Raw genomic sequence first — 17,280 nt, 5'->3', positions numbered from 1 at the left:
CATCCATAACTTGACTCTTTGAAAGTAGATCCTTGGAAAACTATAATGAATTTGAAATCAAGTTCACCAAGGAGAATTTAATTTTTTTGTTTGAATACTTTCAATCAACATCCCAACCGAAACAAATTGGACTGCTTAATTCCCAATATTTAATTACAATCCAAATCTGTATTGAAGTCCTGTTATAAGTTGTTCTCTGGAACTCAAAAACCCATATTCGAGACGAAGCATTAGGTGTTTATTAAATTGGTATTGGGTACCCACAATAAAATTCCACATGTCTTTTGGGCGTTTATCCATCGTGTACTGAACCGTAGAAGTCTCGATTGTACTTACTGCACCATCAGCTGCTACCAAAAATTGACTTGCCCGATCCAAAATTGAATTGGCCTTTTCATATTTAGACCTATTTATCGGGTTGTTTTGTTCGAGTTGGCTAAGCCCATTCCACCAGTTTTCTACTTGATTAAAAGCATTTTCTACTTTCTCCTTTCCCTCATCTATTCTTCCCCCCAATGTTCCTGGTGGAAATACCTCGCTGAGTAGAATTGAACCATTGGTCTCTGAATTCAACTGGACCCTGAACCCTCCGACCCAAACTGCAATGGAGCTTTCAGGCTTTTTCATTCTAAAGTTTTTGCCAAACCGGGGGCCAAATACGAAGGTCCGTGCAGGAGTGGCCAATTGGGGAACATCGGTCCAAGCCACATTCATATCCAATGCCAAAAACCCTCCGCCCACACCAATTGTTGGTGTCATGCCAATACCAAATGTGGTGGCATTAAAATCCACCTTGGTACCTGCAGAAAACACCTCATTATAATTGTTTGAACCATCTGGCAGCCACAGTCCGAATCCGATATCTGTCGAAGCAGAAGTTTTTCCCAAAACGGAATAAATATTCAAAAATGGAAACAGCCAAATATCCGGTCTTACGGAGACAGCGCTTGCTGTTGCAACAGCTTTGTTGAAGCGGACAAATTCATCAAGTTCATGCAGTTGACCGTTGTTGAAACCGACCATCAGGTTTTCAATGATGATATCCGATTCCTGCCAAAAATACTGGACACTTAAGCCTGCAGAGTATGGAAGAGAATATCCTGCATTAGTGGCTTTGGCCCCCCAGATCGGCAATGAATAAGGGTATTCCACATTCTTGAGACTATCTTTTCTAGATAGATTTCTTTGTCCCACTTCTTTATTTGTAAAGACCTGTGAATAGACGGTATTTACACAAAAAAACAGGATGATTTTGAAAAAAAGTATTCGTTTCATTCTTTAGATGATAATTCTCAAATTAAAAATAAAGAATGTTGTTAGTTAATTATGGACGCCTCCGTCTAGAATTAAAAAAATAAACTTTCTCATCCACGGCAGTAGACTAAAAAATGCTTTATTATTGGCAAGAGGTAGATTCACTGGCATAAAATCTTTCACCATCCGCATATAGCTGCTCATCTTGGAAACTTAATTTTACACTTAAAGAGGTTAGATTTTTTCTTGAAAAATTCAAAGACAATAAAGCCTGAGGTCCTATTCCTTCCGCAGTCCATGTCCCTGACATATTCCCCTTGTACTGGGGATTTGTTTGTTTTAAAATCCCCTGTTTCCTTACGTTGGCTTTGAATGTACCGTCTTCGCATAAATTGATTTGAGTTCTTTTGGCACCTCCACGGATTTCATCATAAGTGATCAATAGCTTGTTGGAAAGAAATTTTTTCCAATTGAAGTTGTCATATGGTGAAGCGTTAGAAGGCTCCTCAAAAATTCCTTTTTTCAACAATTCAATCGATGTTTTAGTGACAAAATCTAAATGACCTTCATCGGCAATTGCCAAAACAGTAATACATTTTCCTTTATCGCCACATCTTGTAGCAGCAAATGCTTTGTATTCTTTATGAATGTAATTACCCTCTGCAATTACTTCGTTGGAAATCAATAAATCACCTTCAATTATTGGATTGGTTGCTGTCAGCCTAACATTATCGGTGATATCCACTCCTGAAATCCATGTTTTGGACAGAGATTCAAGATTGATAGACTCCCTTCCAAAAACAAAAATTTCTCCAGAGGTGTTGGAAGTATTCATCAACAAAAAAACTTCACTTTCCCTTGGAAGGTTTCCTATCCATCCCTCTGGGACCAATGTAGTAAATCCAAAAACAGGGCTATAAAGCGTATCACCCTGATGATACATTTTCCCTGGCTGTAACCTGGATTTTTGAGATTGAGCAAGGGTGAATGAGAAATTTATACCCATAAGCATTGTGAAGAATAGGAATGCAGATGTTTTCATGTTTGAAGAAATTTATATGTTCAAATTACACAACATTTTGAAGATTTAATCAAAATTTTAATCCAAACAAAGATCGATGTAAATATTTAATATGGTTATCCGCTTCTTTGCCAGTAACCCGATATTCTCCTTCAAATGGGTCGGAAGTCGGCAGGCAGGGATTTACCGGACAATTCAGTTTCCCGGCGAGTATTATATGGAATTACCATTTTACTGGCATCATTGCATACATACGTTGTATTTAGAAAAACAGAGGATGGCAAAATTCACCATCCTCAAAAATTTTCTCATAATGAATTCCTAATTAATTACCCATGAACACGTAGCCAATGTTTAAGGATAAAAAAGACTGGGCACCACTCAAGTCCCCTGCTGCCAATCCATAGGAATATTTTGCTGACAAAGAAATCCCTGCATAATTGTTCAACATATGAATCAATCCTACCTGTGGTTGAAATGCAAAGCTCCAAGCTTTCTGATCTAATCTATAAATTCCCATATCCGTGGTTCTCAAAGTGTAAATGGTTCCCACTCCCAAGCCAATAAAAGGGTTTAGGGGTTCACCAGGTTTGAAGAAATAATCTCCTGAAACCATAATGGGTACGTTGTTGCTGTACCTCCATTGCTTCCCACTTAATGATCTATTGTCAATCGTATATACCCCAAATGGTCTTTCCTCATAGAAGGTATTCAAACCTGAACTGATACCGATGCCAATATTTGATTGAACCAGTTTTCTATAATCAACAGAAAAGCCTCTCCAGCTTACATTCGAAACAAAATCACCCATATCACCTGTAGGAATACCAATGGAATAGGAGGTCGTTGTCAAGCTTTGAGCATTTACATTGGCAACATTCAAGAATGTAAAAAAAACGATAAATATTAATGCCTTTTTCATAATTGATATCAGTTATTAAGTTTCAGATAGGGCGATTGCTCAAAGGCCTGATCAATGGCACTTGTAACACGACTTATATTTCCAGATCCTGAAAGAAGACCGTTACCCAGCATGATCCATGATGCCCGGGATTGATTGATGGGATTATTTACATTTGGATCGGCCATTGCAATGATCATGGTGCCTGTAGTATAGCTTGTAACCGTCCAATAAGGTGGATAATACCATCCCCACCCAGGATAATAACCTCCCCACCACCACGAATACCAATAGCTATAAAAATAACTTGTATCGGTAATTGCGGCAGGCGTCAAAACAACATCTGGTCTTTGGGCAATACTGACTTTTGACCAGCCATTTTGCTGCATGTTTGCATCAATTGCTACCAGTATGGGTAGAGCAAAAGCATCCTTCATATAAACAAGGGTAGTATCACCTCTGTCAATATCAATGTCCACCACAATTTTGTCGGGAAGGGCATAGGTGTTTTTGGTTTGGAAATCGAATTCGGGTTCAAAAGAGGTATAAACCACATCTGTATCCTCATAAAATTCCGGACCTCCAGGATAACAGGCAGCAAGTATTACCCCGGTAACCAATGGTAACCATCGGGAAAATTTCTTCTTCATCTTAAATTGAAATAATTTGTTTGTGGAATATTTTAGCGAGGAAAATTTTGGAATATCCTTTTTAAATTTTGTTTCCCTGTCACTAAAAGTAAAATTATGGGTGATTTAGAAAAAAACTTAAACGATATCGTCTATAAATCAATCACTTGTTGGGTTAAAACACCAAATATTTCATGTACTTAAGTCATTTTTTATTTCTCTGAAAAAAATAGTTATCCGGATAAATTTCCTAGTCAATTTCAACTCCCCTTAGTCTTGATCATCCCAGAGCGGTAAAGATCCAAGGCGCTTTGTAAGACCATCTCAATGGTCTTGATGGGCAAATCAGTATAGGGATCCACGCTCAATATTTTCATCCTTGAGCGGTCACCCTGTTCCAGTTCGGGATGGTTTAAGTGTTTTGCCTCAACCATCAAGAGATAGGGTTCCCCTGTTTGCTTATCCGTCCAGAGGTAACAAAACATCTTTTTCCTAAAGCAAAAGCAAGGCATACCGTATTTCCGGGTCTCTGTAACCTGATTGTCCTGAGCAAGGATGATGTTCCTCAAAGCCAGCAGACAGCTTTTATTTGGCTCGGCTTGGTTTAGGTAAAAAAAATCGTGTTCAGGATTGGACATTTACATTTGGATTTGGGTTAGGAGATTTGTTGTATGGACATGTCGGAACCGGGTCGAAGCCCAATTATAATCCCCTACCCTTTCCTCAAAATCTTCTCCATTTTCCTTCCTTTGGCCAATTCATCCACCAATTTATCAAGGTAACGGACTTTCTGTGTCAATGGATTCTCGATGTCTTCAATGCGGTAACCACAGATCACTCCGGTGATCAGGTGAGCATGTGGGTTTAAATCTGCCTCATCGAAGAAGGTTTCAAAAGTTGCTTTTCTTTCGATCAACTCATGTACTTTCGCCTGATCAAAGCCGGTAAGCCACTCAATGACCTGGTGCAATTCCTCTTTGCTTCGGCCTTTGTTCTCCACTTTGGTGATGTAGTGGGGATAGACAGAGGAGAAAGTCATTTTTGCCATGCGTTCGTTGTGGGTGTCCGTGGTGTTCATGGTTAGGGTTTTTTTGTTATCGGATCAATACATGTTGCTACTACCAATGCTATCAAAAATTTAGCATTTAGGGAGCATATACAAAGATAAAAATTATTGACTTCAAGATGTAAAGCGAGCAACAATCAAACTAATCTAGAAATCCAACGCAAAATATCCCTGGAAATTCGTTATTTTTCATTCTCCCAAACCACCTGGCCATGCGCAGTTTCACCAAAACCATCTCTATTCTTTTTTTCACTTTCATTTACTTATGTTCCCATGCTCAGGATCTCCCGGGACCTAGGTTGATCGTGAGGGGAGATGACATGGGCTCCTCACGCTCCTCAAACCTCGCCAGTATAGAAACCTTTGTTAACGGAATAGAATCTTCCATCGAATTGATCGCAGTGGGCCCTTGGTTTCCCGAGGCGGCTCTTTTGTTAAAGGAAATTACCGGAATCGATGTAGGATTGCATCTCGCCATCACCAGTGAATGGGATGGCATCAAATGGAGGCCTCTGACCCATTGCCCCAGTCTTATGGATACAGATGGGTATTTTTTACCCATGATCTGGATGAATAAAAATTACCCCGGTCTCGCCATCACTGACAATCCATGGAAACTGGAGGAGGTGGAACGTGAATTTCGGGCACAGATTGAATTGGCCCTGAAACATGTGCCCCAAATCAGCCACCTTTCCGGTCATATGGGATCTACCGGTTTCCATCCCGATGTGGCAAAAATGGTGGCCATGCTGGCTGAGGAATATGACCTGCCGGTAATGAGTCGGGATGTGATGCAGAGAATAGGTGTAGCCGGCACCACCTACGATGGACCAAAGGAAACTTCAGCAGAAAAAGAGGCTTCGTTTATCCGGATGTTGGAAAAACTAGAGGCTGGCAAAGCCTACCAATTTGTGGATCATCCTGCCTACCACAACATAGAAATGCAGGGAGTAGGCCATATCGGTTATGAAAATGTGGCAGTGGATAGACAGGGGGTTACTGATGCCTGGACCAGTGAAAAAGTAAAGGAAGCTGTAACCAAAAACAGGATTGAACTGGTCAATTTTATCACTTTGATCAAGGCCTTGCCACGGAGTGATCCAGAGAAAGAGCGGATAAATCCCCAAGCCATTTCTGCATACCTTCAAGCCGTCCAAAGCAATGAACAAGACCTCCACAGCCTGATGATCTTAAGAAACGGTAAAGTGGTTTTTGAAGAATGGTTTGGAGATCATGCCGCAAATAAGACCCATGTGATGTATTCTGTCAGCAAAACATTCACTTCAACGGCTATTGGCTTTGCCATTCAGGAGGGAATTTTGAATGTGTCTGATAAAGTCATTTCATTTTTCCCTGACAAGCTTCCGGACGAAATCAGTCCCAATCTTCAGGCACTGGAAGTCAGGCATTTGCTGACCATGACGGTAGGTCATGACGTAGATCCGACAAGTGTGCTAAGAGAAAGTGATGATTTGAATTGGGTGGAAGCATTTTTGGCATTTCCGGTAGAGCATGAGCCGGGAACCACTTTTATGTACAACAGCCTGGCTACCTATTTGCTTTCGGCGATTCTCACAAAAGTATCAGGTGAGCCGCTTTTGGACTACCTGCAGCCCAGGCTCTTCAGACCCTTGGGAATCGTGGGAGCAACTTGGGACAAAAGCCCTCAGGGAATCCATATAGGTGGTTGGGGATTAAAAGTGAAAACTGAGGACATGGCTAAACTAGGGCTGTTTTATCTCCAAAAAGGACAATGGAACGGCAAACAGCTACTTTCTGAATCTTGGTTTGATGAGGCCACCGCTGCGCAGGTTTCTTCCCTGCCGGCAGGGGTAAAGGAGGAAAATCTAAAAGTTGATGCCAAGAATTCCGATTGGATGCAGGGATATGGGTATCAGCTATGGCAAAGTAGGCACAACTCCTACCGTGCAGATGGCCTCAATGGGCAGTTTATTCTGATCCTTCCCGAGAAAAATGCGGTAATCGTTACCACCGCCAACATTTCAGACATGCAGGCCGAACTCAACCTGATCTGGGAACATTTGTTGCCGGGTCTTGAAAATTAGGGTTTTGAGGCGTCAGTTTTTAACTTCAAATTTCCTTCAGAATTTTGGGCGTATATGCTATCAATCACCGCTACTCCGATGGTATAAATGAAAGTATTATTGATCGAAGACAACAGGGAATTGACCCAAAACATCATTCAATACCTTTCTCATGAAGGAATAATCTGTGAGGTAGCCGGTAATCTTTTTGATGCACAGGATAAGATCCTATCATATGAATATGATTGCGTTTTGCTGGACCTGATGTTGCCCGATGGAAATGGGTTGAGTATGCTGGAGATCATCAAAAAGCGGGAAGTCAGACCCAATGTATTGATCATTTCTGCCAAGGACGCTTTGGATGACAAAATCAGAGGACTGGATCTGGGTGCCGATGATTATCTGCCCAAACCATTTCATTTGTCTGAGCTTTTGGCCCGGTTAAAGGCAATATATCGTAGGTCTAAATTAGGCGGCTCGGATGAACTGCGGTTCAATGAAATAATAGTACAACTTCAGAATCTCCAGGTCCATGTTCATGGAAAATCCTTGGACCTGACCAAAAAAGAGTTTGACTTATTGGTTTTTTTGATCATCAATAAGAACAGGGTTTTGGGTAAAAACGCCATTGCGCAACACCTGTGGGGAGATTATACGGACAACCTTTCCAGTTTTGATTTTATCTATCAGCACATCAAAAACCTCCGTAAAAAGATTTCTGAGGCTGGAGGCAAGGATTATTTGACGACTGTATATGGGATTGGATATAAATTTGGAGACCACCAATCATGAAACTTCTCAACTTACTTACGTCAGTTTATTTGATCATCATCATGGTGGCCCTGCTTATCGGGGGATTTTTTATTTTCAAAAAGCTCGGAGAGGAAATTGATTTTGAACTGGGCTTGGAGTTGGACAGGCAAATCGAAGCCTATGCAGAAAGAATCAGACAGGGAGTTTCACCCGAGGCCTTGGTCAATGAAAGGCTGGAGATCATTGAATTGCCAATCCAACTGGAGGAAGAGCAACTGAATCTCAGGGATACCATTGCCTACCACGACCCTTTGAACAGGGAAGAGAAGCAATTGAAAGCCAGCAAATCCTTCAGAATAGCGGACAAGCATTACAGGATTTCTTATTACAACCTGGTAATCGAAGCAGAGGATATCACAGAAACCGTGGTTTATACCATGTTGGTGGTCTTCTTTATCCAATTGGTTTTTTTGGGGTTGTTTTTCCGTGGCATTTCCAATCGGATCCTAAAGCCCTTTCAACATACCTTACAAAAAATCCAGCAATTTAATTTTCAGGCCAACAAACCCTTGCATTTTCAAAAAAGCTCCATTTCAGAGTTTAACCAACTCAATGAATTTCTGGAAAAGATGACCCAAAAACTGCTCAAAGATTACAGGCAAATCAAGGAATTTTCAGAAAACATTTCCCATGAGATACAAACTCCAACTGCTGTGGTCAGCGGAAAATTGGAAAACCTGATGAACCTTGACATGACTGAGGAGCAGGCACTTTTGATCTATTCCGCCTATCAAAACAATGAACGCATCCATCGAATAGTAAGGTCCCTGGGCTTACTTGCCAAACTGGAAAATGAAGAGTTTGAGTCACCCTCACAGATTGACCTATCTGATATTCTCATCAAAAACATTGAACTTCTTTCTGAGCTGGTCATCTTGAGTGAATTGAAGCTGGAAACTGACATCAAACCAGAAGTCATGGTGAAAATGCATCCGTTTATAGCTGAAATCATGGTCCATAATTTATTGGGAAATGCCATCAAACACAACTTAAATGGGGGCTGGATCAAGGTTCACCTGGATAGGCATCTGATTAAAATCGAAAACTCAGGAGCTTCCATCCAACATGATCCCGATGAACTTTTACAAAGATTTAAAAAAGAAAGTAGCAATCCTGAGTCCATAGGACTAGGTCTTGCGATTGTAAATCAAATATGCAAAACATATGGGTTCAGATTGAGTTATGCTCCCGTGGGAAATATCCATCTCACTACAATTGAGTTCAAGTAAACAACTTCAAAATTGAATCAGATTGTAAAGGTATTTTTGTATTGAAAACAATCCAACCAAGTCTACTTCAATGAGAAGCGTACCATATTTCCTTGTAATTATTATTTTGATTTTTATTGGAGCACCCGATGCTTTTGGTCAATCTTTTTCGGTAAAAGGTACCTTGGTAGATGCTGATTCGAAAGAACCTCTGAGTTTTGTCCAAGTGGCTTTGTACACTAGACAAGACCAAACACGACCCGTCACGTTTTCAGATTCTGATGAGAACGGACGCTTTTCTTTGCAGGCTCCCAAAGGAAAGTATTCCTTCAAAGCATTTTTTATTGGATACAAAGATTTTCTGGTAAATGAAATTGAAATCAACGGGCCCATCGATCTGGGTGAAATAAGCCTGGAAGACGAAAGTCAAAACCTGCAGGAAGTGATTGTAGAAACTTCCAAAATGCCTATCCGAACCAGCATGGAGGGAATCATTATTTCCCCTGAAAATAATTTGGCAAATGTCGGAGGAACCCTGCTCGATATTTTGAGAAACACCCCTTCCATCACCGTATCTGAAGACGGTACCATTTCACTACGCGGAAGTACGGGTACCAATATTTTGATCAATGGCCGGAATTCCTCTCTTACCCAAAACCTTGACAATTTGCCTGCAAGTGCTGTGGAGGAAATAAGGATAATCAACAACCCCAATGCCAGGTATGATGCCGAAGCAGAGGGTGGTGTAATCGATATCATCCTCAAAAAAGGACAAGACCTGGGTACAAATGGCGGCTTGGAAGCTACTTATGGCACCAGAAACCGGACAAATCTAGGCGGGAGGATGAACCATAGAAATGCCAGGTTCAACTCTTTTGTGGGTTACAATTATAGAGACTGGAAGAGCATTGGGAATCGGGAGACGACCCGGATTTTATTTGAAGACCAAGAAACTTTAAGACAAAGCACTGAGAATACCAATAGAAATGTTGGCCACAATTTGAACTATGGCGCGGATTATTATTTTGGCAACAATGTATTGAGCTATGAGGGGGTGTTTCAGTCCAGTTTGGACAGGCAAGTCAATACCCTTTTTGCAGAACTGGAAAGGCCGCAAGGAGAAATTGATGCGTTTGATTATGTCCGTAGAAATCAAGAAAGTGAAACAGATGTGGGACTGGACAATGCTTTGATATTTGAACATTCTTTCGAGGATAAAGGTCACCTTTTGAGAGCCACGGCAAGCCATTCCTTCAGAAACCAATTCAAAACTCAAGAGATTGACATTTTCAACAATACCTTGGAACCCCTCCCTGAAAACCGAACAGGGCAGGAACTTGCTTATATAGATGAAATCAGAAACATCTCCATCATGCAAGTTGATTATATCAAACCATATGAATCGGCCAAGTTTGAGACAGGATTGAAATCAATCATCAGGAAATTCGACAATGATTATCAGTATTTCAGGTTTGATGAAACAGAAGGTGGCTTTTTGGAAGACGAGCGTGTCAGCAACAGATTTATCTATCAGGATCAAATTCACGCGGGTTACGCTTTGATTTCGGTCTCAAAACCCAAATTTGAATACGGCATTGGTCTTAGAGGGGAATACACCATAGTGGATACTGATCTTCAAAATACGGGAGAACAGAATAGGCAAAACTACTTTAACTTATTCCCCAGTGCCCAAGGGATGTATAACATCAATGAGGTGCATGCCATAAAAGCCACTTACAGCAGAAGGATTGACAGACCTACTGCTTGGAGATTAAATCCATTTCCAGACATTACGGATAGCCTGAATGTCAGAAGGGGAAATCCTAACCTTCAGCCCGAATTGATCAATTCATTTGAGTTGGGTCATATGATTAACCTTAAAAAAGCCAATTTTATCACCAACCTATTTTACAGGAAAGTCAATGGGCAACTTGATTTCATCACCATAGTGGAAGATGGAATCTCCTATTCCCAGCCCGAGAACTTGCTATCGGCCGAATCCTATGGCGTGGAATTGATCGGAACCGGTGAGGTAAATGACTGGTATTCGGTCAATGGCGGATTGACATTGTTTAGTATATCAGTAGATGGTTCCAACATCAGTGAGGAATTTACCAATTCCGGATTTGCCTGGAACGTCAAGTTAACACAGGACTTTAAACTGCCCTATGGCATTAATTTCCAAGTGGCTGGAAATTATGAATCCCCCGAAATAGAAGCACAAGGCCGGGATTTGGCGCAATATTTTGTGGATGCCACCATCCAAAGAAACTTCTTCAATAAAAAAGGTAGCCTTGCGCTGAGCGTTAGAGACATCTTTGACACCAGAAGATTTGCAGGCTTTGCTCGTACCAATTCATTTTCGCAGGATTTCTATTCGAAACAGGAAACGAGAATAGTCCTTTTGTCAGCGAGGTATAATTTTTAATTGAAAAGAAATCATTCTACTGCTTGCCCGAAAGTCAATAAATTATTGTCCGGATCAAGCAAGGAAAATTCCATTTGTCCCCAAGGTTTAGTGGCCAAATGCCCGTTTGGGTGAATGGATATTTTTTTTTGCAGTAAAGATTGGTAGAATTCCTCAATGCTGTCCGTTCGGATGTATACCTGACCATAGTTTTCTTTGGGATCCAATTCCTTGAATTCAAAAAAATGGATTTGAATCTGATCTTTCTGAACCATCAAATAACCTTCATAATCCTGGTTTCCTACTTCCCCAAATCCCAATTGGTTGTAATAGTCACGTGTCTTGGCTTTGTCACGCATGGGCAACTTAGGGTGGATGGCTGTAAGCATTTTGACTGGATTTTTAAACGGATAAATATTCAACTAAATCTCTTAAATTTAATACGCAATGCCAAGCAATTTGTGGAAGTGGTAGGTTTGGATAATTTTGAAACCCAAAGCAGGCATCGGTGAACAGGTTCGGATTTATCTTTCGAAGACGCTTATCACTCTGTTCAGATTGTTTTGAACCGAGAATTCCAAAGGGTTTGGTACTTTGATTATGATATACTAGTTTTCCATTTATGCAGCTGGATTTACATTGGGTCAATATTCTGATACTTTTTGGTGCGATCCAAGGATTGGTCTTTATAGGTATACTCCTTCTTCACAAGAAGCATCCCGGACGTATTTTTCTTGCTTTGGTCATGACTGCCTTGGTTTACAATGCCCTTGAGACTTTCAATTGGAGTACTGGTTTGAACAAGTATGCCATGTTTTTTGACTTTTTTCCTTTTGTGACAATCTTCCTGATCGGACCTGGATTCTACTTTTATTTTAAGTCGTTGTTGGTCCACAGATATGTACCTAGTCGAAAAGAGATATTCCTATTTTTTTCACCCTTCCTATTTCAATTGACCTATGCCGGCATCAATGTATTAGGATATTTCGCTTATTTCAAATGGGAATGGAAAGAAATCGAAATTCCCTTAACCTGGATGTTTCGGATTTATGATTTCTACAGTGAAATCTGGAGCTTGTTGGTGTTTTTGTTCTTCACCGTTATTACGGTGGTTATGGTGAGGAAAAATATCAATAATTTAAAATCCGGTCCAGCTCAAAAAGAGATTTTTATTTGGGTAAAAAGTATGCTCGTAATCCAGGTGTTTTTTGCAATTGGATGGGCTTTAACTCTACTTGTGCCAATCTGGTACACAGGAATATATGGCTCGCATTATTATCCCATCGAACTTTTTTTGGTGTTGTTTTTATATTGGTCTGCCATGGCAGGATATTGGAAGGTCAAATCCATTCAAAAAGTTGATTTACCAAAACCAACCAATCCCGAGGCTTTTGACAATTTAGACTTGCTCCGTTCAGCAATGGAAAATGAAAAGCTTTTCCTTAATCCCCATCTCAACCTTCAAATGGTGGCAGAACATCTTGGGATTCCTACCAAAGAAATTTCCTATGCACTCAACCAAGCCGGAAACACCAATTTCAATGATTTTGTCAACAATTATCGGGTTGAGACTTTTTGTGAAAAGCTGGAAAGTGAAAGCAAACCTAATTTGACCATTTTTGGCATTGCACAGGAATGTGGATTCAATTCACCCGCTACTTTTCAGAGGGCATTCAAAAAAGCCAAGAACATGAGTCCAAAGGTATATCTGGTCAAAAAAATGGAATACAAGGCGACAGTTTAGGCTGGATATTTTTGCTCAAATCTGGATTTGAGACGAATTGTTCCATTTTTATGCCATCATAGGGATAAGGGCATCCGTATTTTTGTATGGATTCTTCTGCCAACGAATATGAACCAACATTTAAACTTCCTCCTAAAGTGCATTATAGTTGCTTTCACTTTTTCCGCAGTTTCCGGTTATTCCCAAAGCCTGACCATTCATGGTAAAATCATAGATAAATACAGCAAAGAAGCCATCCCTTTTGTCAATGTAAGGAACATCCAATCCAATGCCAGCGCGGTCGCTGACCTTAACGGATACTTTTCCATGATCTTTTCCAAGGGGACTGATAACATCAGTTTTTCCTGTATGGGATATAGACCGATAACTATAGCAGGGCCTAATCCAGGTAAAGAAATAACTGTAGAAATGGAACAGGATGTAATCCAATTGCAAACTGTGGATGTCAAGCCACTTAATCCTGTAGCTATAATTAAAGAAGCAATGCAGCGTATACCGGAGAATTATGGAATTGACACAACAGCTATCAGTGGCTATTACCATAATTTCACTTTATTGGATGATAAAAACCTGCGTTATACAGAGGCATTTATCGATGTATACAAACCACCCTTTATTCCCCATGATAATAAAAAGAACGTGGTGGGTGATTCTATTCTAGTCAAAGAAGTCAGAACCAAACCTTCTGAATTTGATGATTGGAAGATCATGATGCTGACTCCTTGGGAATTGGGCATTCATCTGTTGCAAGGCAGAGACGTGGCAAGGGATTTTACATCTTCGGTTATGTCCGAAGGATTTGTTGGTAGTTACCATTTTGAATTGGAAGACATGGTCAATATGGAAGGTAGACCCACATACAAAATCCTGTTGGCTCCAAGAAAAAACAAGAAAACAGGTATTTGGAACGGGCATTTGTACATCGATGAGGAAACGAAAGCTTTTGTCAAAATCGATTTTAAATCCAGTCCAAAGCTATTCAAAAGGGTAATTTCCAGTCCCAGCTATATCATGGTGACCAATCTCTACAAATTCCATTATAAAGAGGGGGAATGGCGGGAAGTGATCCAATACAAACTACAGGATGGAATTTGGTATTTAGATGAAGTCAATTCAGGGAAAAACTTCATCGTCAATAGCAAAAAGCGGAATATGGATTATATCCCTTTGGTTCAAAAACTTCATTACAAAACTGCTGATTTCATAAAAAAAACTACATTACCAGATTCAGGATTTCTTTCCCATGACCTAGGCAAAGCTGATAAATACTTTGAGGCAAACTACCGGCAAGAGTTCTGGCGAACTTTTGACAAATCAATGGGAATAGAAACAGATGACCACAAATACGGGTTGAAAAATACCTTTGCAGAATCAAAACCCTATCAATTTTCCAGATTGGATACACTGAAAGGTTCTTTGACGCAGTTAAGGACAGCTTTTGATGTAGGCTATTACCATTTGGATGTGGAAGTGTTTCCGGATGCAGAAGAGATCTTGGGAAGCAGTTTGATCAGATTCAAGTTAGTGGAACCAACAGATAAAATCCAGATAGACTTGTATTCAGGAATGAAGATTGACAGTATTATTTATCGTGCAAAGCATTTGGATTTTGAAAGGGAATATGATGCTGTTTATGTTTCCTTTGAGAAACAACTAGAGCGAGACAGCATCGAAGAAATCAAGGTGTATTTTGGTGGAAGGCCTTTGGACTTTGACCCTTTGACGCCCATGTATGCCTCTTTTCTTTGGTTTACTGATAATAATGGAAATCCTTGGATCCAGGCCATTTGCCAGGGATATGGGGCAAGTGGTTGGTGGCCTAACAAAGACCATTTATCGGATGAACCCGATTCCGTAACAATCAGCATTACCAATCCTTCGGATTTGGTGGCGGTTTCCAATGGGAGATTGGTTGATAAAATGGAATTGGAAAATGATAGGACCCGTACTACCTGGCATGTCTCCTACCCCATCAACAATTATAACATCACCCTTAACCTTGGGAATTATGAACAGATTAAGAGAATTTTTCCCTCTCTGGATGGTGAATTGGATGTGGAATACCATGTGATGGATTACCATCTGGACAATGTGGCTTCGAAATATGAAACCACTGGGAAAGCCCTGAATACATTTGAAAAGTATTTTGGCCCATATCCATTTCCGAGAGATGGCATCAAGTTTATAGAAGCCCCACATGCCATGGAGCATCAGAGTGCGGTGGCATTGGGTTTTGAATATTTCCAAGATGATGAATCTGAAGGAGAGAAAAATTCAATACCTGATTTTGGGGCAGCAGAACTTCCGGATCAGATTCTTATCCATGAATTCGCCCATGAATGGTGGGGCAATAGCGTGAGTTGTACAGACAATGCCGAACTGTGGATCCATGAAGCATTTGCTACCTATGCGGAAGCCCTTTACATCGAGGAGCAATACAGCTATGAGGAATCATTGGTTTATCTCAATGCCATGAAACCAAGTATTTCCAACAAACATCCTGTTATCGGAAATTTCGGGGTCAACCATGTCCATTATAATATTTGGGACATGTATGCAAAAGGGGCGCTTTTCCTCAATACTTTAAGACATATAATTGATGATAACACTTTATGGTTTGATATTATTAAAGGAATTCCCAGAGATTTCAAATACCAAAGCATCAATACAGATCAGATCCTTGAATATTTCAACCAAAAAACCGGAAAAGAATTGAGACCAATATTTGACCAATACCTCAGATTGGCCGAGATTCCGGTGCTGGAATTTGAAATGAAAGAAAGTCCATCGGGTAATATGCTACAATATAGATGGAAAGCTAATGCCGAGGGTTTTGCCATGCCTATCTCCTATCAATTGAGTTCAGGTGAAAAACAATGGCTACAACCCAATTCTGATTGGCATGAACTGGGGTTGGATGAGTTAAACATTTTTGAAGTAGATTTCAATACTGATATGTTTTACATAGAAGTAAGAAATAATTCAAAATAAATACTATTCATAATTGTATTATTTACAAATTAGGTAAATATTACCTTTATTCTAACAATTGAATTGCACGAAATAAACAGTCAATTTTAATCTCCTTAACTTAAAGAACTATGGGTCTTTTTGACATTTTTAAGGCATTCCAAAATGAAAAAACCAAATCTGTCACAAATGATTTAGGTACATTTTTTTTGGTTGAAGCCCACAGAACAAAAGAGTATCAAGGTTCAGTCAAATCAAAGATTGATGACAGAACCAAGATTCATTTTCCTCCTGAAAATGGAGTTATTTCAAATTATCAAATTGAATATTTCAGAAGAATTGAAAATAATTGGAATTCAATTTTAAACCAATTGAAATTCAAAATTCCAAGAAATGAATTTTCGGAAATGAAAATATCAAACATCCTTATTCCGGACAAAGAAAATGATGACTATGATATGGATGCCGAAATTGTTTTCGACAGCAAAGGAGATTACATTTCAGTAATTTTAGCTGATATTGATGTGGATGAGGTAATTCAAATTTAGTCACATTGGTTTGAAGGTTGGTTCCGATATTGATTGGGCTATGAGTTATTATTGTTACCAATTTGGATCTCAAATGGCTCTATTAAAGAATTTTAATTACGATTAATTAGTTAAATTAGTACATTTAATAAAATTAGCAGATGATGAATACGCTTGAAAACATACTGAAAGAAATTAAAGATGTCCCTGATAATCGATTGAAGGAACTGTATCAGTTTGTTCAATCCTTGACTCCTAAATCCAAAATAGTTGAGTCCAAAAGTGATAAAATTCTTTCTTATGAGCATTCAGTGATTTGTAAAACTCTGATTATGAAGAATTTATCAATCAAACCAAAGTAATTAGAAAAACTCTTTTCAACAGAAAAGTGGATTTATGAAACCGTCCATGCTGGAAACTGATGAATAGTAGGACTTGAAATTGAAAATTGGAAAAATTAAGATAAATTCCTCTAGATATCTACCTATGAAACCTTTGACCAAATTCTTCAAATCAATCTGGAAACCCATCAAAAATCTGGCTTGGGCATTGATTGTGGCATTTATGCTTGGCATCCATAATTTTTATACCGGAGAGACCAAATCCAAGGACGATATTGTATTTACCATTGAACAGGACGTGGTAGAGGAGGATTCGGCACCGAAGGATTGATATTTAAATTTTTTTCCTAAATC

15 protein-coding genes are annotated in these 17,280 nt (G+C 39.6%); 8 read left to right on the top strand and 7 right to left on the bottom strand.

Features of this window, described 5'->3' with window-relative positions:
* Nucleotides 1–153: 153 nt before the first annotated feature.
* The 6 genes from H1A14_RS10700 to H1A14_RS10675 form a co-directional block, all read right to left on the bottom strand.
* Nucleotides 154–1,275 carry a hypothetical protein gene (locus H1A14_RS10700; protein ID WP_194776238.1) on the bottom strand — a complete coding sequence of 374 codons (1,122 nt, stop codon included), beginning with the start codon at nt 1,273–1,275 and terminating at the stop codon, nt 154–156.
* Between the two features lie 121 nt (nt 1,276–1,396).
* Nucleotides 1,397–1,999 carry a hypothetical protein gene (locus H1A14_RS10695; protein WP_194776237.1) on the bottom strand — a complete coding sequence of 201 codons (603 nt, stop codon included), beginning with the start codon at nt 1,997–1,999 and terminating at the stop codon, nt 1,397–1,399.
* 601 nt (nt 2,000–2,600) lie between these two features.
* Complete coding sequence (locus H1A14_RS10690) at nt 2,601–3,197, bottom strand: OmpW family protein (RefSeq protein ID WP_194776236.1); 597 nt, start codon at nt 3,195–3,197, stop codon at nt 2,601–2,603.
* A gap of 8 nt (nt 3,198–3,205) precedes the next feature.
* Nucleotides 3,206–3,826, bottom strand: coding sequence for a DUF4136 domain-containing protein (locus H1A14_RS10685; protein WP_194776235.1), 621 nt, complete (start codon nt 3,824–3,826; stop codon nt 3,206–3,208).
* A 239-nt stretch (nt 3,827–4,065) separates the two neighbouring features.
* Nucleotides 4,066–4,443, bottom strand: a complete 378-nt coding sequence (locus H1A14_RS10680; protein ID WP_194776234.1) for a DUF1801 domain-containing protein — start codon at nt 4,441–4,443, stop codon at nt 4,066–4,068.
* A 74-nt stretch (nt 4,444–4,517) separates the two neighbouring features.
* A complete protein-coding gene (locus H1A14_RS10675; RefSeq protein WP_194776233.1) occupies nt 4,518–4,883 on the bottom strand; it encodes a DUF2200 domain-containing protein in 366 nt (121 codons plus the stop codon).
* A gap of 200 nt (nt 4,884–5,083) precedes the next feature.
* On the opposite strand from H1A14_RS10675, the gene H1A14_RS10670 reads away from it, so the two are divergent.
* From H1A14_RS10670 to H1A14_RS10655, 4 genes are all read left to right on the top strand, one after another.
* Nucleotides 5,084–6,937: a ChbG/HpnK family deacetylase gene (locus H1A14_RS10670; protein WP_194776232.1), complete on the top strand. Its 1,854-nt coding sequence runs from the start codon at nt 5,084–5,086 to the stop codon at nt 6,935–6,937.
* A gap of 87 nt (nt 6,938–7,024) precedes the next feature.
* Nucleotides 7,025–7,708, top strand: a complete 684-nt coding sequence (locus tag H1A14_RS10665; protein WP_194776231.1) for a response regulator transcription factor — start codon at nt 7,025–7,027, stop codon at nt 7,706–7,708.
* Complete coding sequence (locus tag H1A14_RS10660) at nt 7,705–8,958, top strand: sensor histidine kinase (RefSeq protein WP_194776230.1); 1,254 nt, start codon at nt 7,705–7,707, stop codon at nt 8,956–8,958. Before H1A14_RS10665 ends, H1A14_RS10660 begins: the two co-directional genes overlap by 4 nt.
* A gap of 70 nt (nt 8,959–9,028) precedes the next feature.
* The gene (locus tag H1A14_RS10655) at nt 9,029–11,365 is read left to right on the top strand and encodes an outer membrane beta-barrel family protein (protein WP_194776229.1); all 2,337 of its coding nucleotides are present in this window, start codon (nt 9,029–9,031) and stop codon (nt 11,363–11,365) included.
* Between the two features lie 11 nt (nt 11,366–11,376).
* Here H1A14_RS10655 and H1A14_RS10650 read toward each other — a convergent pair whose 3' ends face one another.
* Nucleotides 11,377–11,733, bottom strand: coding sequence for a bleomycin resistance protein (locus H1A14_RS10650; RefSeq protein WP_194776228.1), 357 nt, complete (start codon nt 11,731–11,733; stop codon nt 11,377–11,379).
* 233 nt (nt 11,734–11,966) lie between these two features.
* Between H1A14_RS10650 and H1A14_RS10645 the strand changes: the two genes are divergently transcribed.
* The 4 genes from H1A14_RS10645 to H1A14_RS10630 all read left to right on the top strand — a co-directional run bounded on the left by H1A14_RS10645 (nt 11,967) and on the right by H1A14_RS10630 (nt 17,257).
* The gene (locus tag H1A14_RS10645) at nt 11,967–13,088 is read left to right on the top strand and encodes a helix-turn-helix domain-containing protein (protein ID WP_194776227.1); all 1,122 of its coding nucleotides are present in this window, start codon (nt 11,967–11,969) and stop codon (nt 13,086–13,088) included.
* A 108-nt stretch (nt 13,089–13,196) separates the two neighbouring features.
* Nucleotides 13,197–16,079 (top strand): M1 family aminopeptidase, encoded by a 2,883-nt coding sequence (locus H1A14_RS10640; protein WP_194776226.1) that lies wholly within the window; start codon nt 13,197–13,199, stop codon nt 16,077–16,079.
* A 386-nt stretch (nt 16,080–16,465) separates the two neighbouring features.
* Complete coding sequence (locus H1A14_RS10635) at nt 16,466–16,606, top strand: hypothetical protein (protein ID WP_194776225.1); 141 nt, start codon at nt 16,466–16,468, stop codon at nt 16,604–16,606.
* A 465-nt stretch (nt 16,607–17,071) separates the two neighbouring features.
* Nucleotides 17,072–17,257 carry a hypothetical protein gene (locus tag H1A14_RS10630; protein WP_194776224.1) on the top strand — a complete coding sequence of 62 codons (186 nt, stop codon included), beginning with the start codon at nt 17,072–17,074 and terminating at the stop codon, nt 17,255–17,257.
* The last annotated feature ends 23 nt before the right edge of the window (nt 17,258–17,280 follow it).

Source organism: Pararhodonellum marinum, assembly GCF_015354735.1.
Taxonomy (GTDB): Bacteria; Bacteroidota; Bacteroidia; order Cytophagales; family Cyclobacteriaceae; genus Pararhodonellum; species Pararhodonellum marinum.
This window is presented reverse-complemented; position numbering and strand designations above follow the sequence as displayed.